Origin of the sequence: Sedimentimonas flavescens (assembly GCF_019264375.1) — a bacterium.
In the GTDB taxonomy this organism is placed as follows: domain Bacteria; phylum Pseudomonadota; class Alphaproteobacteria; order Rhodobacterales; family Rhodobacteraceae; genus Rhodobacter; species Rhodobacter flavescens.
This window is the reverse complement of the sequence record NZ_JAHVAI010000005.1, coordinates 146,326-166,792: the sequence shown is the minus strand read 5'-3', so window position 1 is coordinate 166,792 and position 20,467 is coordinate 146,326. Positions and strand designations below refer to the sequence as shown.

General features: G+C 64.7%; 22 protein-coding genes. 15 read left to right on the top strand and 7 right to left on the bottom strand.

Annotation, left to right across the window (positions count from 1 at the left end):
- Nucleotides 1-274 precede the first annotated feature (274 nt).
- Together KTQ37_RS06860 and KTQ37_RS06855 are read left to right on the top strand one after the other, a co-directional pair.
- A complete protein-coding gene (locus KTQ37_RS06860; protein WP_218629755.1) occupies nt 275-1,345 on the top strand; it encodes a glycosyltransferase family 2 protein in 1,071 nt (356 codons plus the stop codon).
- A 155-nt stretch (nt 1,346-1,500) separates the two neighbouring features.
- On the top strand, nt 1,501-2,436 hold the full coding sequence (locus KTQ37_RS06855; protein WP_236021107.1) for a phosphoadenosine phosphosulfate reductase: 936 nt from the start codon (nt 1,501-1,503) through the stop codon (nt 2,434-2,436).
- Nucleotides 2,437-2,444: 8 nt separating this feature from the next.
- Here KTQ37_RS06855 and KTQ37_RS06850 read toward each other — a convergent pair whose 3' ends face one another.
- The 3 genes from KTQ37_RS06850 to KTQ37_RS06840 form a co-directional block, all read right to left on the bottom strand.
- Nucleotides 2,445-2,762: a hypothetical protein gene (locus KTQ37_RS06850; protein WP_218629753.1), complete on the bottom strand. Its 318-nt coding sequence runs from the start codon at nt 2,760-2,762 to the stop codon at nt 2,445-2,447.
- A 123-nt stretch (nt 2,763-2,885) separates the two neighbouring features.
- Nucleotides 2,886-3,101, bottom strand: coding sequence for a hypothetical protein (locus tag KTQ37_RS06845; protein ID WP_218629752.1), 216 nt, complete (start codon nt 3,099-3,101; stop codon nt 2,886-2,888).
- 121 nt (nt 3,102-3,222) lie between these two features.
- Complete coding sequence (locus KTQ37_RS06840) at nt 3,223-3,525, bottom strand: hypothetical protein (protein WP_218629751.1); 303 nt, start codon at nt 3,523-3,525, stop codon at nt 3,223-3,225.
- Nucleotides 3,526-3,651: 126 nt separating this feature from the next.
- On the opposite strand from KTQ37_RS06840, the gene pyrC reads away from it, so the two are divergent.
- The 10 genes from pyrC (at nt 3,652) to purF (ending at nt 13,948) form a co-directional block, all read left to right on the top strand.
- The gene (gene pyrC, locus KTQ37_RS06835) at nt 3,652-4,692 is read left to right on the top strand and encodes a dihydroorotase (RefSeq protein WP_218629750.1); all 1,041 of its coding nucleotides are present in this window, start codon (nt 3,652-3,654) and stop codon (nt 4,690-4,692) included.
- A 77-nt stretch (nt 4,693-4,769) separates the two neighbouring features.
- The gene (locus KTQ37_RS06830; protein WP_218629749.1) at nt 4,770-5,450 is read left to right on the top strand and encodes an orotate phosphoribosyltransferase; all 681 of its coding nucleotides are present in this window, start codon (nt 4,770-4,772) and stop codon (nt 5,448-5,450) included.
- 228 nt (nt 5,451-5,678) lie between these two features.
- Nucleotides 5,679-7,175 carry a replicative DNA helicase gene (locus KTQ37_RS06825; RefSeq protein WP_218629748.1) on the top strand — a complete coding sequence of 499 codons (1,497 nt, stop codon included), beginning with the start codon at nt 5,679-5,681 and terminating at the stop codon, nt 7,173-7,175.
- 111 nt (nt 7,176-7,286) lie between these two features.
- Nucleotides 7,287-8,336 carry an alanine racemase gene (gene alr, locus KTQ37_RS06820; protein WP_218629747.1) on the top strand — a complete coding sequence of 350 codons (1,050 nt, stop codon included), beginning with the start codon at nt 7,287-7,289 and terminating at the stop codon, nt 8,334-8,336.
- Nucleotides 8,336-9,115, top strand: coding sequence for an MlaE family ABC transporter permease (locus KTQ37_RS06815; protein ID WP_218629746.1), 780 nt, complete (start codon nt 8,336-8,338; stop codon nt 9,113-9,115). The genes alr and KTQ37_RS06815 overlap by 1 nt, the downstream gene beginning before the upstream one ends.
- Complete coding sequence (locus tag KTQ37_RS06810; RefSeq protein ID WP_218629745.1) at nt 9,112-9,858, top strand: ABC transporter ATP-binding protein; 747 nt, start codon at nt 9,112-9,114, stop codon at nt 9,856-9,858. The genes KTQ37_RS06815 and KTQ37_RS06810 overlap by 4 nt, the downstream gene beginning before the upstream one ends.
- A gap of 15 nt (nt 9,859-9,873) precedes the next feature.
- Nucleotides 9,874-10,320, top strand: a complete 447-nt coding sequence (locus tag KTQ37_RS06805) for a paraquat-inducible protein A (protein WP_218629744.1) — start codon at nt 9,874-9,876, stop codon at nt 10,318-10,320.
- A gap of 44 nt (nt 10,321-10,364) precedes the next feature.
- Nucleotides 10,365-11,732 (top strand): DNA repair protein RadA, encoded by a 1,368-nt coding sequence (gene radA / locus KTQ37_RS06800; protein WP_218629743.1) that lies wholly within the window; start codon nt 10,365-10,367, stop codon nt 11,730-11,732.
- 24 nt (nt 11,733-11,756) lie between these two features.
- Nucleotides 11,757-12,359: a CvpA family protein gene (locus tag KTQ37_RS06795; RefSeq protein WP_218629742.1), complete on the top strand. Its 603-nt coding sequence runs from the start codon at nt 11,757-11,759 to the stop codon at nt 12,357-12,359.
- A 116-nt stretch (nt 12,360-12,475) separates the two neighbouring features.
- Nucleotides 12,476-13,948: an amidophosphoribosyltransferase gene (gene purF, locus KTQ37_RS06790; protein WP_218629741.1), complete on the top strand. Its 1,473-nt coding sequence runs from the start codon at nt 12,476-12,478 to the stop codon at nt 13,946-13,948.
- Between the two features lie 58 nt (nt 13,949-14,006).
- Here the strand turns inward: purF and KTQ37_RS06785 are convergent, their stop codons facing one another.
- From KTQ37_RS06785 to KTQ37_RS06775, 3 genes are read right to left on the bottom strand one after another with little or no spacing between them, the layout of a single operon-like run.
- Nucleotides 14,007-14,345, bottom strand: a complete 339-nt coding sequence (locus KTQ37_RS06785; protein ID WP_218629740.1) for an MliC family protein — start codon at nt 14,343-14,345, stop codon at nt 14,007-14,009.
- Entirely contained in the window at nt 14,342-14,719 is a 378-nt protein-coding gene (locus tag KTQ37_RS06780; RefSeq protein ID WP_218629739.1) for a cell division protein ZapA, read from the bottom strand. Before KTQ37_RS06780 ends, KTQ37_RS06785 begins: the two co-directional genes overlap by 4 nt.
- A complete protein-coding gene (locus tag KTQ37_RS06775; protein WP_218629738.1) occupies nt 14,712-15,248 on the bottom strand; it encodes a hypothetical protein in 537 nt (178 codons plus the stop codon). The genes KTQ37_RS06780 and KTQ37_RS06775 overlap by 8 nt, the downstream gene beginning before the upstream one ends.
- 203 nt (nt 15,249-15,451) lie before the next feature.
- Here KTQ37_RS06775 and tkt point away from each other — a divergent pair, with 203 nt between their 5' ends.
- Genes tkt through KTQ37_RS06760 form a run of 3 tightly spaced genes read left to right on the top strand, consistent with a single transcriptional unit; the run spans nt 15,452 to nt 19,286 of the window.
- Nucleotides 15,452-17,470, top strand: a complete 2,019-nt coding sequence (gene tkt, locus KTQ37_RS06770) for a transketolase (RefSeq protein ID WP_218629737.1) — start codon at nt 15,452-15,454, stop codon at nt 17,468-17,470.
- Complete coding sequence (locus KTQ37_RS06765) at nt 17,467-18,399, top strand: DMT family transporter (RefSeq protein ID WP_218629736.1); 933 nt, start codon at nt 17,467-17,469, stop codon at nt 18,397-18,399. Before tkt ends, KTQ37_RS06765 begins: the two co-directional genes overlap by 4 nt.
- Nucleotides 18,396-19,286, top strand: a complete 891-nt coding sequence (locus KTQ37_RS06760) for a lysophospholipid acyltransferase family protein (protein WP_218629735.1) — start codon at nt 18,396-18,398, stop codon at nt 19,284-19,286. Before KTQ37_RS06765 ends, KTQ37_RS06760 begins: the two co-directional genes overlap by 4 nt.
- On the opposite strand, the gene KTQ37_RS06755 is transcribed toward KTQ37_RS06760, so the two are convergent.
- Nucleotides 19,287-20,231, bottom strand: coding sequence for a DUF1223 domain-containing protein (locus KTQ37_RS06755; protein ID WP_236021106.1), 945 nt, complete (start codon nt 20,229-20,231; stop codon nt 19,287-19,289).
- Between the last annotated feature and the right edge of the window lie 236 nt (nt 20,232-20,467).

Genomic DNA, 20,467 nt, shown 5'->3' with positions numbered 1-20,467 from the left:
ACCGCAAAAAATTAAAGCGCTGCGGGAGGGAGGCCCGCAGCGCATTTTAGGGACGGGACGAGGGAGAACGTCCTAGGTCCGCTTATCAGGTTCGTGCGGCTAGGCCGCGGTTCAGGGAGATCAGGAACCTGATAGTCTTCTGATACGACTGGGCGTGTCCATTCTCTTTGACTTAGGTCAATTGCGCTGCGGCGGTGCCTGCGACATTTTGGCGAGCACAGCTTGATGTCTCCGCGCATTTGCGAATCCCTGTCCAAGGGTGCAAGGGTGTGCCATGCGTTTTCTGGCAATCCTGACCGTCAAGAACGAGGCAGCCTTCCTGCTGGAATGGCTGGCCCACCACCGCGCGGTGGGGTTCACCGATTTCCTCGTGTTTTCCAACGATTGCGACGACGGAACGGATGCCATGCTGGACCGGCTGGCGCAGTTGGGATGGCTGACGCATGTGCGCAATCCCGGTCCCTGGCGCGAGGGGCCACAATGGGCCGCGCTGAAGGCCGCTGACAAGCACCCGCTGCGCCAAACCGCCGACTGGATCGCGGTGCTCGACATCGACGAGTTCGTCAACATTCACACGGGCGACGGCACGCTGACGGCACTGACCGACACTCTGCCCGAGGCCACCGCGATCACGCTGACGTGGCGGCTTTTCGGCAATGCGGGCGTGATCGACTATGAAGATCGCCCGCTGCGCGATCAGTTTCGGCTTGCCTCCCCCTCGGTCATGGCCTGGCCTTGGCGGTCGGGCCTCTTCAAGACGCTGTTTCGCAACAATGGCAGCTACGGAAAACTGGGCGTCCATCGCCCCCGCCAGCCCGACCCGAAGCGCATTGACGCAAGCCGCTGGTTCGACGGATCGGGGCGCGAGCTGCCCGCCAGCTACCGGCGCGGGCGCATCTTCACGCCCCTTGGTCAGAACAACCACGAACTGGTCCAGTTGAACCACTACGCGCTTGGCGCGATGCAGAGCTATCTGCTCAAATGCGCGCGCGGTCGCGCCAACCGCGAGGGCGCGTCCTTCGACATGGGCTATTGGGTGGAGCGCAATTTCTGCGCCGAAACCGACGAGTCGATCCTTCGCCATGATTCGCGCGTGGCCCCGATCCTGCGCAAATTGATGGCCGATCCGGCCCTTGGCGCGCTTCACGCGCAGGCGGTTGTCTGGCGCAAGGCCCGGATCGAGGAATTGTTACTGAGCGAAGACTACCGTGCGCTGTTCGGAAGACTTCTGATCACCCCCCCCTCACAGCCGCTTTCGCCACCTTTAGCGCGTCGGATGGTCGCCCTGGGCCTGCGTGGCGTGCGACACGAGCGGGGCCGGGAAACAATGCGTGACGGCGCGTGACATTGCCGAGGCCACCCGCACAATCCCCTTGATCACAAGGATTTTCTTCGTCTGGCCCCGACGCGTGATAGTGTTAGATTAAGGAAGGTGCGCCACCTTTGGCAAAACGGCCAAGGGAGGCGCGCAGGATGACGGTATTGGACATGCATTCACCCATGCGCGATTTGACAGATGGCGAGTGGCTGCAACGGATCGAGGAACTCGGCGAAGAGGCCGGATACTACGAGCCGTTGGGCAAGCGTCACCACGCGATGCTGTCCGATGAAGGCCCGATCCTGCTGGTGACGTTCGAGACCCGCGCCTCGATCCGCACCGGAGCGCCTGACGAACTACCACTCGGCTACCGCGTCGCGCGCGCGCAAGGCTGGTCGAGCCTGACGCTGATTTCGGACGAGGAAAGCTGGTTTCGCGACCCCTCGGTCTATGCCTATGTGGACCGGCTCGTGGATGAGGCGTTCTTCGAGGATTTCGACCGGGTCGTGTTTTACGGCGAGGGCTCGGGCGGATATGCCGCCGCCGCCTTCGCGGTTGCCGCCCCCGGCGCGACCGTGATCGCGATCCAGCCGCAGGCGACGCTCTCGCCGCGCCTGACCGGATGGGACACGCGCTTCCCGCGGATGCGGCGCACAAGTTTCACCGACCGTTACGGCTTTGCCCCGGACATGATCGACGGCGCCGGCGCGGCCTATATCCTGTTCGACCCGCATGAGACGCTCGACGCCATGCATGCCGCGATGTTCGCGCGCCCGCATGTCACGCTGCTGCCCTGCCGCAATCTTGGCAGCCACGTCGGCTGGATGCTGCGCGAGATGGATATCCTGCACCAGATTTTGACGCTCGCCTGCCGAGGGGAGTTCGACGCGCAGGCCTTCTGGCGGCTCTACCGCGCGCGCCGCGACATGCCGCGCTATCTGCGCGCATTGATCGCGCGGCTAGAGGCCGAGGAGCGCCCCTACCTTGAGGCCCTGGTCTGCCGCCATGCGCTTGATCGGTTCGAGGGGCTGCGGATCCGTGCGCGCCTGACAAGCCTTGAAGACGGGCTGCGCGCGAAAGGCGTGGACCTGCCGGGCCTTAGACGTATTCACGCCTGATCAGCGCCTCAGGCATTCGAGCCGCGCGAGTCATCCTCGTCGGCGGCCTCGTCATCGTGATAGCGCGAGATATGGGTATGCACATGCCGCCCCGCATGACCGCTTTCGGGGGCGAAGAGCGGTGCGGGCGTGAAGGGATCGGCCTCGGCCGCACTTAGCACAAGACCCAAGGCGTTCAGGGCCTGCGTCAGCGGTTCGCCCGCGCGCACGATCAGCCGGTCGGCCTCGATCTGGCAGGGCGCGCGAAACTGACCCACGCAGAGCGCAGCAAGCACCAGGTCACCGCGCACTTCGATCAGGGTCGTGTCGTGGGTTCTGTGGGGCATGAGAGTTCCTCGGGTCTGCGAAGTGACGGATTGCACCCCGAGTATCTAGCCCCTGCCCCGTTACCGCAAGCACCAAGCGCAAGCGCGGCAATCGGTCATAGCGATCGCCGCGCTTCGGGTCGCTCAGACGTAGAACTTGTCGCGGAAGACGTGATGTGCGATCCGGTCGCGCGCGATCCCACGGGCCGCCAGTTCGCTGTCGCTCAGCGCCTCAAGGCGGCGGATTTCGTCCAGACGGGTGTTGCGCTCCATATAGGTCACCAGCGCCGCGCCAAGGGCAGCGAAAGCCGGGCGCAGAAACCCTGCCGGGCGTGCATTTGCATTGATCGAGTAAGCCATGGAAACCTCCTGATTTCGGTTCAGGTCTGTTTCCTCCCATGCCCCCTACTTACGTCAGCCATGCTGACTTAGCTAGCCCGCCTGCCGCATACCGCCCTTGCGGAAAGATCAACGCGGGGCCTCAGCAGCGATAGGCCTGAGCGCGCACCAAATAAACATCGCTACCCGGCTCGACCTGCTCGAAGACAACGGTATTCGCGCCATCCTGACGGGCGGTTTCCATAACCTTGTTGCGCGCATAGCGTAGCCCCTGCTCGGCCAGCACGGGGCCATAAACACCGGGCTCCATCGAGATGTTCGACACCAACTGGCACGCGGCGACCTCGTTGGCACGAGCGGCGCGTACCTCGGGCACGCCGCGAAAGCCCGGATCGTTACAGGCCGCCAGCACCAGCACCGCGGCGAGTGGCATAAGGGACTTCATCGACTGCTCTCCTCAGGGGGTTCTTGCAATGCTGCCGCGCCCGCGCGCCGCCCGCAACGGGCAAGGCGTCACATCGGCGCGATCATGCCACTGGATTTGGCCCCGAAGCCGGTGTAGGGCAAGCACATGACCCAGATCACGCTGCCCCGCCCCGACGATTGGCACCTGCATCTGCGCGATGGCGCGATGCTGCAAGGTGTCCTGCCCGAAACCACGCGCCATTTCGCGCGCGCGATCATCATGCCGAACCTGGTGCCGCCGGTCGTGACGGGCGCTCAGGCCGCAGCTTACCGCGAGCGTATTCTGGCGGCCCTGCCCGAGGGCGCGCAGTTCGATCCGCTGATGACGCTATATCTGACCGAGGACACCGATCCGGCAGATGTCGCGGCCGCCCATGCCTCGGGTCTGGTGAAGGCGGTCAAGCTTTATCCGGCGGGGGCCACGACCAACTCGAACTCGGGCGTGCGCGATTTCGACAAGGTGCGCGGCGTGCTGGAAAAGATGGCCGAGATCGGCCTGCCGCTGTGCGTGCATGGCGAGGTCACGACCGCCTCGGTCGATATCTTCGACCGCGAGGCCGTGTTCATCGAGACCGTGCTCGACCCGATCCGCCGCGCCACCCCCGGCCTGCGCGTGGTGATGGAGCACATCACGACCCGCGATGGCGTGGAATACGCGCGCTCGCAAGGCGATGACCTAGGCGCGACGATCACCACGCACCACCTGATCATCAACCGCAACCACATCCTCGTGGGCGGGATCAAGCCGCATTACTACTGCCTGCCCGTCGCCAAGCGCGAAGAGCACCGCCTGGCCCTGCGCGAAGCCGCCACCAGCGGCGAGGCGCGGTTCTTCCTGGGCACCGACTCGGCGCCCCATGCCGATCACCTCAAGGAAAACGCCTGCGGTTGTGCGGGGTGCTTCACCGCCACGAACACCATGCAACTTCTGGCGCATGTCTTCGAGGAAGAGGGCAAGCTGGACAATCTGGCGGCCTTCGCGTCGCAAAACGGCCCGCGTTTCTATCGCCTGCCGGTCAACGCCGAGCAGATGACGCTGGTCAAGACCGACGAGCCCGCGCTTTGGCCCGAGAAGATCATCACCGGCGCCGGCCCCGTCACCGTTTTCAATCCGGGCTTCCCGGTCCACTGGCATGTGAAAAACTAAGCTTGTCGCCGACCCGCGGCCGCGCGCGATCGAACGCCGGGCCAGCGGGTGGGTGAGAGCAAGAAAGGACGCGAGACATGATCCCTTCCAGCTTCCCCTCGAAAGAAGAAATCGCCCGCCTCACCGCGCGGATGCTTCTGGAAATCAAGGCTGTGCATTTCAATGCCGACGAGCCCTTCACGCTGGCCTCCGGCCTGCCCTCGCCGACCTATATCGATTGCCGCAAGCTGATCAGCTTCCCGCGCATCCGCTCGACCCTGATGGATTTCCTGTCGGTGACGGTGATGCGCGAGGCGGGTTTCGAGGCCTTTGATAATATCGCGGGCGGTGAGACCGCGGGCATCCCCTTCGCCGCCATGGTGGCCGAGCGTCTCGCCCTGCCGATGACCTATGTGCGCAAGAAGCCCAAGGGCTACGGCCGCAACGCGCGCATCGAGGGTGCCATGACCGAGGGCCAGCGCGTGCTGCTGGTCGAGGATCTGACGACCGACGGCGGCTCGAAGCTGAGCTTCGTCGATGCGATCCGCGACACCGGCGCCAGCTGCGGCCATACCGCCGTGATCTTCTATTACGGCATCTTCCCGGAAACCGTCCCGAACCTCGACGCGCATGGCGTCAAGCTGCATTACCTGTGCACCTGGTGGGACGTTCTGGCCGAGGCGCGCGAACAGGGGCACTTCTCGAAAGAGACGCTGGACGAGGTCGAGGCCTTCCTGACCAATCCGCGCCCCTGGCAGGAAGCGCGCAAGAAGGGCTGAGCCCTTTTCAGATTTCTGTGGATAAGCCTGTGGGCGGCTTGGGGGCAATTGGCGCGTCGAATCGCGCCCCCTCCCTTGGCATCGCAACATGTGGTAGGCTTAACCAAAGCCCGACACCAAGAAGGCGCTAACCGTAGCTGGAAGGCTGCGGTTATCCACATAATTATCCCGATAGCTTTGCGCCGCTCAGATCGGTTATGAGCGCGCTTTGTGGGGGAAGAGGCAGAGATGAACAGCGTCGCAGCGATCCAGAACGACACTGCCGAACCAGCGGCAGGGGTGGAAGACAACGACCCGCACAATATCGAGGCCGAGCAACAACTGCTTGGCGCAATCCTGACCAATAACGATATCTACGACCGCATCGCCTCGATCGTGCGGGCCGAGCATTTCTACGAACCCGTTCACCGGCGCATCTATGAAACCGCGATTGCGCGGATTCAGAAGAACGCGCTGGCCTCGCCCGTCACGCTCAAGGGCTATCTTGAGGACGATCCGGGGCTGAAGGAACTGGGTGGCCCGGCCTATCTCGCGCGCCTCGCGGGGGCTGCGATCTCGGCCTATGCGGCACGGGACTATGCGCAGATGATCCATGACCTCGCCCTGCGGCGCGAGTTGATCCGTCTGGGCAAGGATCTGTCGGCCTCGGCCACCAAGCTTGATGTCGGCACCGAACCCGAAGAGCTGATCGTGCGCACCGAGGGCGCGCTTTACAAGCTGGCCGAGACTGGCACCGCCGAGAAGGGTTTTGTGAGCTTTCTCAAGGCCGTAACTGAGGCAGTTCAATCGGCCAACGCGGCCTATCAGCGTGATGGCGGGCTGGCCGGCGTTTCGACCGGGCTGCGCGATCTCGACAAGAAACTGGGCGGCTTGCACCCGTCCGACCTTCTGATCCTCGCCGGGCGTCCGTCGATGGGGAAAACCTCGCTTGCGACGAACATCGCCTTCAACGTCGCCAAGGCCTACAAGCGCGGGATGCGCCATGACGGCGTGGAAGGCGCGGTCGAGGGCGGCGTCGTCGGCTTCTTCTCGCTGGAAATGTCGGCCGAACAGCTGGCCGCGCGTATCCTGTCGGAAGCCTCCGAGGTGCCCTCGGAACAGATCCGCCGCGGCGACATGACCGAGACCGAGTTCCGCCGCTTCGTCGAGGCGGCGAAGTCGCTCGAAACCTGCCCGCTTTACATCGACGACACCCCGGCCCTGCCGATCAGCCAGGTGGCCGCGCGCTGCCGCCGCCTCAAGCGCACGCATGGGCTTGATGTGGTGATCGTCGACTACCTTCAGCTCTTGCGTGGCACCGGCCGCACCGACAACCGCGTGCAGGAGATCGGCGAGATCTCGATGGGTCTCAAGGCCATCGCAAAGGAACTGAATATCCCTGTTATTGCGCTCTCGCAGCTCAGCCGGACGGTGGAAAGCCGAGAAGACAAGCGGCCCCAGCTTTCGGACCTGCGGGAATCGGGCTCTATCGAGCAGGACGCCGACGTGGTGATGTTCGTCTATCGCGACGAATACTACCACGAACGCCTAAAACCACCGGAGGACGACCCGAAGTTCGCCGAGTGGCTCCAGAAGGCCGAACGTGTCCATGGCAAGGCCGAGGTTATCCTCGGCAAACAGCGCCATGGTCCGATCGGCACGGTCGAAGTGGCGTTCGAGAGCCGCTTCACCCGCTTCTCCGACCTCGCCCGGCCTTGGCAGGGCGAAGGGGAGGAAGGGTTCTAAGGGGGGCTTCGGCCCCCTTTTCCTTGCCCGCAGCGCCACTTTTCGCTTAGGCGCTCGGCACGTGGCCAGATTGCGCTTGACCTTGGCAGCGCGGGGTTCAAGAACTCGGCCATGGCTACTGCATCTCTTCGTATCGACATTAACGCTGTGCTCGCCAACTGGCGGGCGCTGGACGCATTCTCTGGCCCCTCCACGGAAACCGGCGCCGTGGTCAAGGCAAACAGCTACGGGCTTGGGGCTGAGCGCGTCGCGCAGGCGCTTGCCCGGGCAGGCGTGCGCAAATTCTTCGTTGCGGCCGCCGAGGAAGGTGCCGCCGTGCGTCAGGCGCTTGGCGAGGGGCCGCAGATCTTCGTCTTCTCCGGCCATATGGCTGGCGATACGCAGATGATCGCCGAACGCGGCCTGACGCCGATGCTTAACTCGCTTGAGCAGGTCACACGGCATTTCGAGGCCCTGCCCGGCGCGCCCTTTGGCGTGCAGCTTGATACGGGCATGAACCGTCTGGGTATGGAAACCGGCGAGTGGGAGGCCGTGGCGCCGATCGTTCTGGGCGCCAACCCGCGCCTGATCATGAGCCACCTTGCCTCCGCTGACGAGCCTGCGCATCCGATGAACGCCCGGCAACTGGCCGAGTTCCGGCGCATGACCGATGGTTGCGGCGTGGCGCGCTCGTTCTCGGCGACCGGCGGCATCCTGCTTGGCCCCGAATATCATTTCGACGTCACGCGGCCGGGGATCGGCCTCTATGGCGGGTTGCCGTTCGAAGACGCCCGCCCCGTCGTGCGCCTCTCGCTGCCGGTGGTTCAGGTGCGCGATGTCGCGCCGGGCGAAACCGTCGGCTATTCCAACACTTGGCAGGCCGAGACCGAGACGCGTATTGCGACCATCGCCGCCGGATATGCCGACGGGCTGATGCGCACGCTCAGCTCCAAGGCGACGCTTTGGGCTGGCGATACTCCCTGCCCGGTCATTGGCCGCGTCTCGATGGACCTGATCACCGTTGACGTGACGCACCTGCCTGAGCCGCCCGTCGCGCTGGACATTCTTGGCCCGCATCAGGGCGTCGATGACCTCGCCGATGTGGCAGGCACCATCGGTTACGAAATCCTCACCTCGCTCGGCCAGCGCTATCAGCGCCAGTATGTCGAGGGGACGGCCTGATGATCGCGCACGCGCTTGCAGCCCTCGGGCGCGGCGCGCTGGCGGCGCTGGCGGGCATCGGGCGCATCGCGCTTTATGCTGGCTCGGGCGTGGCGCATCTGCTGCGCCCGCCCTATTACCCGCGTGAGTTCCTTCAGGCCCTACTGCAAATCGGCTGGCTCTCGCTGCCCGTCGTCGGCCTGACCGCCGTTTTCACCGGCGCGGCGCTTGCGTTGCAGATCTATGCCGGGTCGAGCCGCTTCTCGGCGGAATCCGTGGTGCCCTCGATCACCGCCATCGGCATGGTGCGCGAGTTGGGTCCGGTTCTGGGCGGGCTGATGGTGGCTGCACGCGTGGCCTCGTCGATCGCGGCCGAGGTCGGCACGATGAAGGTGACCGAGCAGATCGACGCATTGGTGACCCTTTCCACCCATCCGATGAAATACCTGACCGCGCCGCGCCTGCTGGCCGCGACGCTCAGCGTGCCGATACTGGTCGGCGTGGGCGATATCATCGGGATCATGGGCGGCTGGATGGTCGGCACTGGGCGCCTCGGGTTTAACTCGACCACGTATCTGAAGAACACCTGGGAGTATCTTGAGTTCTGGGACGTCGGCTCGGGCCTCGTGAAGGGAGCGGCCTTCGGCTTCATCATTGCGCTGATGGGCTGCTATTACGGCATGAACTCCGAGCGCGGCGCGCAGGGTGTGGGCCGTGCGACCAAATCCGCCGTGGTCGCCGCCTCAATCGCTATCCTTGCCGCGAACTACCTGCTGACGGAGGCATTCTTCAGCGCATGATCGAGCTAGAGGGCATCACCAAGGCATTCGGCAGGAAGCAGGTTCTGCGCGGCGTGAACCTGTCGGTCGGGCGCGGCCAGAGCCTTGTCGTGATCGGCGGATCCGGCACCGGAAAATCCGTTCTTCTCAAATGCATACTCGGCCTTATTCAACCCGACGATGGGGTGATCCGCCTTGACGGACAGGACGTGCGTGAGGCCCCGCGCGATGCCTTTCTGGCGCGCTTCGGGATGCTGTTTCAGGGCGGTGCGTTGTTCGACAGCCTGCCGGTCTGGCAAAACGTCGCCTTCCGCCTGCTGCGCGGCTCGCTCAAGCGCCCGCGCGCCGAGGCGCGCGAGATCGCGCTTGAAAAGTTGCGCCGGGTCGGCCTGGGCGAAGAGGTTCTAGATCTCTACCCCGCCGAGCTTTCGGGCGGGATGCAAAAGCGCGTCAGCCTTGCCCGTGCCATCGCCGCCGACCCCGAGGTGATCTTTTTCGATGAGCCGACAACCGGTCTCGACCCGATCATGGCCGGGGTGATCAACCAACTTATCCGCGAGATCGTGACCGAGATGGGCGCGACCGCCATCACGATCACGCACGACATGACCTCGGTCCGGGCAATTGCCGATCAGGTCGCCATGCTGCATGACGGGCGCGTTCAATGGGCAGGCAGCATCGCTGAAATGGACACGACATCAGACCCTTACGTGCAGCAGTTCATCCACGGCCGCGCTGAGGGCCCGATTGCGGCGCTGCGCTGAGCCGGGAGTGGCGGGATGAACCAGCGGGCAGAGATTCTGAAGTACGCCAACCTCGCACTGTTGGTCCTGCTGCCTGTCTCTTGGTTCGCGCCGCTTCTGCGCGCGGGGCTGCTGCCGTTCTTCGATCTCGATGCGATCTCGGTCATGTCCGGCCTTGTGGCGCTGTGGGAGAAGGACATCTTCCTTGCCGCCCTTGTGACCTTCTTCGCCCTTGTCGCGCCGCTCGCGAAGATCGCCGGGCTGGCGCTGATCCAGTTTGGCGTGACCTCGGCGCGCTATCTGCCCGTACTTAAGGCCATGGGCCGCCTTGCAATGGCCGATATCTTCCTGATCGCACTTTACATCGTGCTGGCCAAGGGCGTCGGCCTCGGGCGGGTTGAGACCGGCTGGGGGCTTTACCTCTTCACCTTCTGCATTCTCGCCTCGCTGGCCCTTTCCCACAGGGCCGAACGCGGGCGCTGAGCGGGCGCCCTTGTCGCGCGCGGCAAGCTCTGACACAAAGAGCCATGGCCAAAGCATCCCCCCAATTCACCTGCACCGAATGCGGCGCCGCCCACAAGAAATGGGCGGGCAAATGCGATACCTGCGGGGCGTGGAATTCGGTCGTCGAGGAAGCGCCGCTGTCCACCGGCCCGGCGTCGAAAACGCTCGGCGCGGCCAAGGGCCGCCGGATCGAGCTGAGCACGCTGGCCGCGGATGAGGCTCCGCCGCCGCGCACGCGCTCGGGGATGATCGAGTTCGACCGGGTTCTGGGCGGCGGGCTGGTTCCGGCTTCGGCCATTCTTGTCGGCGGCGATCCGGGCATCGGCAAATCCACGCTGCTGCTGCAAGCCGTGGCAAATTTCGCCCGTAGCGGATTGAAATGCCTGTATATCTCTGGCGAGGAAGCCTCGGCGCAGGTACGGATGCGCGCCGGGCGACTTGGCCTGTCTGAGGCCCCCGTGCAACTGGGCGCCGAAACGAACCTGCGCAATATCCTGACCACGCTGGAAGCCGAGCGGCCCGATCTGGTCGTGATCGATTCGATCCAGACGATGTGGGCGGATATGGTCGAGGCCGCGCCCGGCTCGGTCAGTCAGGTGCGGGCCGCCGCGCATGAGTTGGTGACCTTCGCCAAGACCCGTGGCGTCTCGGTCATCCTCGTGGGGCACGTCACCAAGGAAGGCCAGATCGCCGGCCCTCGCGTGGTCGAGCACATGGTCGATACCGTTCTCTATTTCGAGGGCGAGCGCGGCCACCAATTCCGCATCCTGCGCGCGGTCAAAAACCGCTTCGGCCCGGCCTCCGAGATCGGCGTCTTCGAGATGACCGGCGCGGGTCTGGCCGAGGTCGCGAACCCATCGGCGCTGTTCCTGTCCGAGCGCGGACAGGCCGCGCCCGGCTCGGCCGTTTTCGCCGGGATCGAGGGTACCCGGCCCGTTCTGACCGAGATCCAGGCGCTGGTCGCGCCCTCGTCGCTAGCAAGCCCGCGGCGCACGGTGGTAGGCCTCGACTCGGGGCGCGTGTCCACGATCCTTGCCGTGCTTGAAAGCCGCTGTGGGATTCCCTTCACCGGGCTCGATGTCTTCCTTAACGTCGCGGGCGGCATGAAGGTTCTGGAACCCGCAGCCGATCTGGCGCTGGCCGCCGCCCTGCTTTCGGCACGCGAAGATGTGGCACTTCCGCCCGATCTGGTGATTTTCGGCGAAATCAGCCTGTCTGCGGCGCTGCGGCCCGTAGGTCAGGCGGAAAACAGGTTGAAAGAGGCCGAGAAACTTGGTTTCTCACAGGCGATCGCGCCGCAAGGGACCAAGGTCGAAGGCGGCGCCGGGATGCGGTTGCGCAAGCTGCCTGATCTTGTGACATTCGTTGGGGACATGTTCGGCGCAGGCTAGCGCCACAAAGGGACGCAGGAACGCATGGAAGGTTTTACCATCGTAGATGCCATTGTGGCGGCCGTCATTATTCTGTCGGCAATTCTCGCCTATAGCCGCGGCTTTGTCCGCGAGGGGCTTGCAATCGCGGGTTGGATCGCCTCGGCGGTCGTCGCCTATATCTTCGCCGATGCCGCGCGCCCGCTGATCGCGCAGCTGCCGGTGCTCAACAAGTTTCTGGCCGATAGCTGCGAACTGGCAACGATCGCCGGATTCGCAGCGGTCTTCGCGCTGGCGCTGATTGTGTTCTCGATAATCACGCCGCTGTTTTCGTCGGTCGTGCAACGCTCGGCGCTTGGCGGGATCGACCAGGGCCTGGGCTTCCTGTTCGGGGTGCTGCGCGGCATCGTGATCGTGGCCGTCGCATTCGTGGTCTATGACCGCGTGATGGTGGACGACTCGATACCGATGATCGACAGCTCGCGCTCGGCCTCGGTCTTCCAGCGCCTGAGCGGCCAGATGGACGAAACCATGCCCGCCGATGCGCCCGGCTGGATTGTCGCCCGCTACGAGGAACTGGTGGCGAAATGCTCGGCCACGGGCGAGGCACCGGCCGCCGCGCCTGCCCCTGCGGCAGCGTCGAACTGATCACTATTCGAAATAGTGACATCCAGATGACGGTTTTCGGGACGGGAGGGCTTAACACCCCTCCCGTTTCGCAGTAAATGGGCCACGCAAGCCCCACCGGACCAAGGACACCTCCCATGACCCAACCGGCCAAGCCCTTCCTTTCGCATCCGTTCGACGACGACAAGCTCAAGGAAGAATGCGGCGTTTTCGGCGTGATCGGCGTGGCGGATGCCGCGAACTTCGTGGCCCTTGGCCTGCACGCGCTACAACATCGCGGGCAAGAGGCGGGCGGTATCGTGGCCCACCACCCCGAGAAGGGTTTCAACTCCGCCCATCGTTTCGGCTATGTGCGCGACAATTTCACCAAAGCCTCGCTGATGGAGACCCTGCCGGGTCCGCTGGCGATCGGCCATGTGCGCTACTCGACCGCTGGTTCGAAGGCCGCCGTGATCCGCGACGTGCAGCCCTTCTTCGGCGAGTTCTCGATGGGTGGCGCCGCGATTGCGCATAACGGCAACCTGACCAATGCCGACGCGCTGCGGATGGAACTGATCGAACGCGGCGCGATCTTCCAGTCCAGCTCGGATTCGGAATGCATCATCCACCTCATGGCCCGCTCGATCCAGAAGCATCACGCCGACCGGATCGCCGATGCGCTGCGCCGCGTCGAGGGCGCCTTCTCTGTGGTGGCGATGACGCGCACCAAGCTGATCGGTGTCCGCGACCCGCTTGGCGTGCGCCCGCTGGTGCTCGGCCGACTGGGCGACAATGGTTACGTGCTGTCGTCCGAGACCTGTGGCCTCGACATCATCGGCGCCGATTTCGTGCGTGAGATCGAGCCGGGCGAAATGGTCGTCATTCAGGCTGGCAAGATCGAAAGCTCGCGCCCCTTCGGCCCGTCGAAAGGCCGCTTCTGCATTTTCGAGCACGTCTATTTCTCGCGCCCCGACAGCATCATCGGCGGCCGCTCGGTCTATGAGACGCGCTATCAGATCGGCGTGGAACTGGCTGCCGAAGCACCGGTCGAGGCCGATCTCGTCTGCCCGGTGCCGGATTCAGGCACGCCCGCGGCCATCGGTTACAGCCATGCCTCGGGCATCCCCTTCGCGCTTGGCATCACGCGCAACCAATACATGGGTCGCACCTTCATCGAGCCGACCGAGCAGATCCGCAACATGGGCGTGCGCCTCAAGCTCAACGTCAACAAGGGCCTGATCAAGGGCAAGCGCGTGATCCTGGTCGATGACTCGGTCGTACGCGGCACCACCTCGCGCAAGATCAAGGAGATGATCCTCGATGCGGGCGCCGCCGAGGTGCACTTCCGCATCGCCTCCCCGCCGACCGCCTGGCCGTGCTTCTACGGTGTCGATACGCCCGACCGCGAGAAACTGCTGGCCGCGCGCATGAGTGAAGAAGAGATGCGCGACTGGATCGGGGTGGATAGCCTCAAGTTCATCTCGCTCGACGGTCTGTACCGCGCGGCCGGTGAGGCGCAGGGGCGCGACAAGAACTGCCCGCAGTATTGCGACGCCTGCTTCTCGGGCGAATATCCGATTGCCCCTTCGGACAAGATTGCGCAGGGCTTCGAGATGAAAGCCGCCGAGTAAGGCACTGGCGAAAAACGAGAACGCGCGGCACAGTCCGCGCGTTTTGCGTTGATGAGCCTTATTCGACGATCCGGCAGCCGCTGAGCAAGGTGAGGCTGTCTTCCCCGGTCGTCCAGTTCAGCATCGCCTCATCGCCCTTCATCCACAACTCGTATCGTCCTCCGCGATCAGCGGCGTCGCGTTCGGCGTAGCGCGCGCCCGAGCCCGAGATGACATGCTCCAGCAACACCGGGCGCCCGAGGATCGCGCCGTAAATCAGGTCGTCCTGTCGATCCAGCGCAAGGGCAAAGCGCGCCCCGTTCTCGCATTGGTAATCAAGGGGAACCGTCGCAGGCTCCTGCGCCCAGGCCCCCGAGGCAAGCGCGCCCGACGCCATCAGGGCCGCGACCCGTTTCACAGCGTCTCTTCGACCTTGTCGGCCAGCGCCTCGGCACGCGCGGCGATCTCGGCCAGCGTATCCGACACGGCGGTCGGAATCACCGGCACTTCGACCATGGCCGGGTTTTCGCGCGCCTCAGCAATCTCGACCTCCAGTTCGGCCACGCGTGCGAGCGCTGCGCGCAACTGATCCTCGACCCCCGCCGTCTTGTCGGCCAGCATGAGGCCCGACATCAGCAGCATCCGCGCCTCAGGCATCCGGCCGATCTGGTTGATCAGAACGCTGGCCTCTGCGTCGAGCAGCGACGCCGCGGCGCTCAGGAAATGTTCCTCTCCGGGCTGGCAGGCCACGTCGAACTCGCGCCCCCCGATGGTAACTTTCATCTCAGGCATGGTCCCCGGCCCCCATCTGTTCCTGCGCCTCGATTAGCGGCTCGATACTGTCGAGAATGTCGCCAAGCTCCGCCACTTCGGCCGCGCGCGCGGCGCGTAGCGATTCCAGCTCGGCCTGAAGCGCGCGGTTGATCAGATGCGGGGCAAGATCATTGCCCGCCTCGATCAACGCACGATTGGCTTCGGCCAGATCGGCATTGGCCCGCTTGAGCCGCGCCAGTTCAACCTGCGCGCCTTCATAACTGCGCGTGGCCTGTGCCAGACGCTTTTCCATCGTCGAAAGCGTGGTTTCCTGCTTTTCGCGGATCGCGCGCACGCGCTCGGAAAGTTGCGCATTGGCGGTGCGCTCTGCCTCCAGCGCGTCGCGCAGTTCCGCGATCTGGGCGGCGCTGGCATCGTCTTCGGGAACTTCGACCACAAGGCTTTCGCTGATCGAAACACCGCCGCCCGCCGTCAAAGTCTCGACCCCGCGCGCGATCCGCTCCAGCGCGAAACTGATCCGGCGTTCATACTCGGCAATATCTGTCATCTGCCCGCCCCGTCCGTAAGTCCCTGATGAAATCGTCTGCGCGACCGAATCGCGCGCCTGCCCTTATTGCGCAAGTTTACCCAACATACGGGGGGATAGCCCACCCTTTTGCATCAATGACTTGGGTGCTGCGCTTGATCTTGCCCCGATCCCTGCTATCAGGGGCGCAAGTTACCGTTATCAATAGCGAAGAGGACAGAGCCTTGGACATCGCTACGCTGCGCGCCAATCACCCCGACCACTGGAAGCTTGCCACCGCGATCCGCGCGCTGGCGATGGACGCCGTGCAGGCGGCAAATTCGGGCCACCCCGGGATGCCGATGGGCATGGCCGACGTGGCAACCGTCCTTTATCGCAACCACCTGAAATTCGACGCCTCGGCGCCGAACTGGGCCGACCGTGACCGTTTCATCCTCTCGGCGGGCCATGGCTCGATGCTGCTTTACGCGCTGCTGCACCTGACCGGCTACAAACAGGCGACGCTGGACGAAGTGAAGAACTTCCGCCAGTGGGGCTCGCGCATGGCGGGTCACCCGGAATACGGCCACCTCGAAGGCGTCGAGACCACCACCGGCCCGCTCGGCCAGGGTATCTCGACCGCCGTCGGCATGGCGATTGCGGAAAAGTCGATGGCCGCGCGCTTTGGCAAGAAGGTCGTCGATCACAAGATCTGGGTCATCGCCGGTGACGGCTGCCTGATGGAAGGTATCAGCCAAGAGGCGATCGGCCTGGCGGGCAAGCAGGAACTCGATAACCTGATCGTCCTTTGGGACAACAACAACATCACCATCGACGGCCGCGTGACGGTTTCGGACATCACCGACCAGCACAAGCGTTTCGAGGCCTCGGGCTGGACCACGCTTGCTTGCGACGGTCACGACCCCGCCGATATCGACCGCGCGCTGACCGAGGCCAAGAAGGCCAAGGGCCCGGTTCTGGTAGACTGCAAGACCATCATTGGCTTCGGCTCGCCCAACAAGGCCGACAGCTACTCGGTCCACGGCTCGCCGCTTGGCGATGCCGAGATCGCGCTGACCCGCGAGGTTTATGGCTGGGGCTATGGCCCGTTCGAGATCCCGGTGGAAATCAAGGCCGAGTGGGAAGCCATTGGTTCCAAGGGCGCTTCCGATCGCGCCGAGTGGGAAGCCCGGCTGAACGGCCTTTCGGCTGCCAAGAAGGCCGAGTTCGAGCGCCAGATGGCGGGCGGCGTGCCGAAAAAGCTCGCCTCGGCGATCCGCGCCTTCAAGAAGGCCAACTCGGAAGCCGCGCCGAAGGTTGCGACCCGCAAGGCCTCGGAAATGGTGCTGGCCGCGATCAACCCGGTCGTGCCGGAAACCATCGGCGGCTCGGCGGACCTGACCGGTTCGAACCTGACCAAGACCGCCGATATGTCGGACTTCATGCCCGACAACCGCAAGGGCCGTTACGTGCGCTACGGCATCCGTGAGCACGGCATGGCCGCGGCGATGAACGGGCTGTGGCTGCACGGTGGCGCCCGCCCCTATGGCGGCACCTTCTTCTGCTTCACCGATTACGCCCGCGGCGCGATGCGCCTGTCTGCGCTGATGGGCGTTCCGGCGGTCTATGTCATGACCCATGACTCGATCGGTCTGGGCGAAGACGGCCCGACGCACCAGCCGGTCGAGCATCTGGCGATCTGCCGCGCGACACCCAACACCTGGACCTTCCGCCCCGCCGACGTGATCGAAACCGCCGAGGCGTGGGAGCTGGCCATCTCGGCCGAGAAGACCCCGTCGGTGCTGGCGCTCAGCCGTCAGAACCTGCCGACGCTGCGCAAGACCCACACCAACTCGAACATGGTCGCCAAGGGCGCATATGTGATCGAAGAGGCCGCGGGCAAGCGTCAGGCGATCATCATGGCCACCGGTTCCGAGGTCGAGATCGCGCTCAAGGCCCGCGACATCCTGCAAGCTCAGGCCATCGGCACGCGCGTGGTTTCCATGCCCTGCATGGAGCTGTTCGCAGCGCAGGACGAGGCCTACCGCCGCAAGATCCTGCCGCCCGGCGCGGTGCGCGTGGCCGTCGAGGCCGCCGTGCGTCAGCCCTGGGATCGCTGGCTTCTGGGCGAGCGCGGCACCGAGAAGAAAGCGGGCTTCGTCGGCATGGACAGCTTCGGCGCCTCGGCCCCGGCCGAGCGGCTTTATGCCGAGTTCGGCATCACCCCCGAGGCGGTCGCCGAGAAGGTCAAGAGCCTGCTGTGAGGCGGGAGACCAGCCAGATTATCGAGGGGGGGCCGGTCGCGGCCCCCTCTGTCATTCCGGTCAACCGGCCGGGCCTCGGGATCGCGCTGCTGATCGGTGCGCTCGGGTTCTTCACGCTGATGGATGCGGCGGCCAAGCATCTGGGCACGGGCTATCACCCGGCGCAGGTCGTCTGGGCGCGCTTCGTCGTCAACGCGGCCTTGCTGGCGCTGATCTTCCGCGCGCGCCTGCCGCGCCTGATCCGCGCGCGCCAGCCGGGGCTGCAACTGGCCCGCGCCCTGATGCAGCTGGCCACTGTGATCCTGTTCTTCTGGGCCATCCGCCACATCGGTCTGGCCGAGGCTGCTGCACTAACCGACCTCAACCCCGTTCTGATCACCCTCGGCGCGGCGCTTTTCTTGGGCGAAAAGCTCGGGCCGCGCCGCCTGATCGGCATCGCCGTCTCGTTCGTCGGCGCGATGATCATCATCCGCCCCGGGGCGGGCGTGTTCGAGCCTGCTGCCCTTCTGGCGCTGGCTGCAGCCTTCACCTATGCCGGCGGTGCGTTGCTGACCCGCGCCGTGCGGTTCGACAGCACGGCGACCTCGCTGATCTGGTCTGCGCTGGTAGGCAGCATCGTCACCTCACTCGCCCTGCCCTTCGTCTGGACCCCGATCGAGGTGCAGGATCTATGGGCCTTCGTCGCATGCGGCGCGCTAGGCACCGTTGGTCAGGCGCTGCTGATCCGCGCCTTCAGCATGGCCGAGGCCGGCACCCTTGCGCCCTTCGGTTATCTCGGTCTGATCTTCTCAAGCATCTGGGGCTGGCTGTTCTTTGACCAGCTTCCCGATCGCTGGACGATCAGCGGCGCGCTTGTGATCGTGGCGGCCGGGCTTTATGTCTGGGCCAGAGAACACCGCGCGGCGGCGAAATCCGAACCGATCCAATGAACGACACCGAAGAAAGCCCGACCCTCTCCGACCGTATCAGCGCCTCGGTCTTCTCCGGGTTGATGCGCGTATTGCGCGCCCTGCCCTATGAGCGGCGCGTTGCTCTGGCAGGTCGGGCGATGTCGGGCGTGATCGCGCCGCTTGCCGGCTGGAGGAGGCGCGTTCGCGTCAACCTTGGCATGGCCTGCCCCGATCTTCCCGCTTCCGAGGTCGAACGCCTGGTCCGTCGGGTCCCCGACAACATCGGCCGCTCGCTGGCCGAGATTTACTCGGGCGATGAGTTTCTTGAACGTGTGCGGGACCTGCCCCTGACCGGGCCCGGCGCCGCGCATCTCGAGGCCCTGCGCGCCGAGGGCAAGTCGGCCGTTCTGGTGACCGGGCATTTCGGAAACTACGACGCCTGGCGCGGCGCGCTCCATGCACGGGGCTACCGCATCGGCGCGCTTTATCGGCCAATGAATAACCGCGCCTTTAATGCGCAATATGTGGAGGCGATCGAGGGGATCGCCGAGCCGCTTTTCTCCCGCGACAAGCGTGGCATGGCGCGAATGCTGCGCTACCTGCGCGATGGCGGGATGGTCGGCCTTGCCATCGATCAGTATTTCAAGGCAGGCGCCCCTTGCACCTTTTTCGGGCTGGAGGCCAAGACACCGCTCTCCGCAGCCGAGCTTGCGCTGAAATACGATGTGCCGATGATCCCGATCTTCGCCGTGCGGCAAGAGGACGGCCTGTCGTTCTCCATCGAGGTTGAGGAAGCGATCCCCCCGTCGGGCGCCGAAACCATGTCTCAGCTCTTCAACGATGCGCTTGAGCGCAAGGTGCGCGCACATATGGATCAGTGGTTCTGGATCCACCGCCGCTGGAAGAAGCGCGCGCCGCGCGGCTGATCAGTTCAGACGTCCCGCAGCAAGGATCGTACCGGGCAGAGGAGCGGATTTGGAGGGGCGAGCGGATTGCACGATCACCACGGCGGGCTCCTCGCCCTGGATCTTCGCGGTCAGACGAGTCGGCTTGCGACCGTCCCACTCGGCGACCGCATGCCAGGCCGTGACCACATTGGCGTAGTCCATCTCAAGCCCGGCATTCTCGCCGCGCAGGATCTCGACACGGGCCTGCGGGGCATAACGCACGATCTGCACGATGGTGCCCTGCTCCAGCGGCGGATCGGCGTGCAGTTCTATCTCATACTGCCCACCGCCCCCGCTGATGGTCATGGCGACCGGCTGCTTGACCGATGCCTGGCTGGCGATAGCTGCTTCAAGCGCCTCGGCGGACGGACCCACAAGCGTCTCGCTTCCACCGATGATCATTTGAGGGGTGTAGATCATCCGCTCCCCCGCAGCGCGGGCATAGGCCTTTTGGCGGGCGGTGAAGGCGGGCTGCGCGAACGGGTCTTCCCAACCCAGGTAGTCCCAGTAATCCACATGCAGAGCGAGCGCGATGATATCCTGGCGCGGCGCGATTTGCGCCAGCAGCTCATCCGCCGGAGGGCATGATGAACAGCCCTGCGAGGTGAAAAGCTCGATCACGACCGGGCTGGGTTGCGCTGGCGCGGCAGCCGCCGCCGGATTTGCCTTGAGAACCAACGCCGTTTCAGCCGCCAGCGCCCCCGCCAGAGCCTCGGCGCCGACGCGCGCTGCCTCGGCGATATCGGTGGCCCCATTCTGAGCGGTCGCGGCAAAAGACTGGATACGAGCACCAGCAGCCCCTGCAAGCCCCGGGTCGGCTGCCTCGCCGGGCACCACCTGCGCGAAGGAAAAAGACGACAGTGCAAGGCTAAACACCATGCTCAAGGTCGCCGCGCGTGATATGCTGATGATCGTCGGTGTCATGCCGCCCCGTCCAGGTTCCTTTCTTTCCTATGACGCGATCCCTGCCTTTGCCAATCAAGGTTTTGCGATCTTGACCATGTTTGCGCCCGAACTCGGGCTCCAAGGAAGTCGGACGCGTGGGAAGACACGGAAAATTGTATACCACAGTATACAGTAGGTGCCTTCCCGACCTTGATCGACTCTTTTCGATGGGGCAAGAACTGGCCAACGACACCCGACACAGCCAAAGGGAGGCC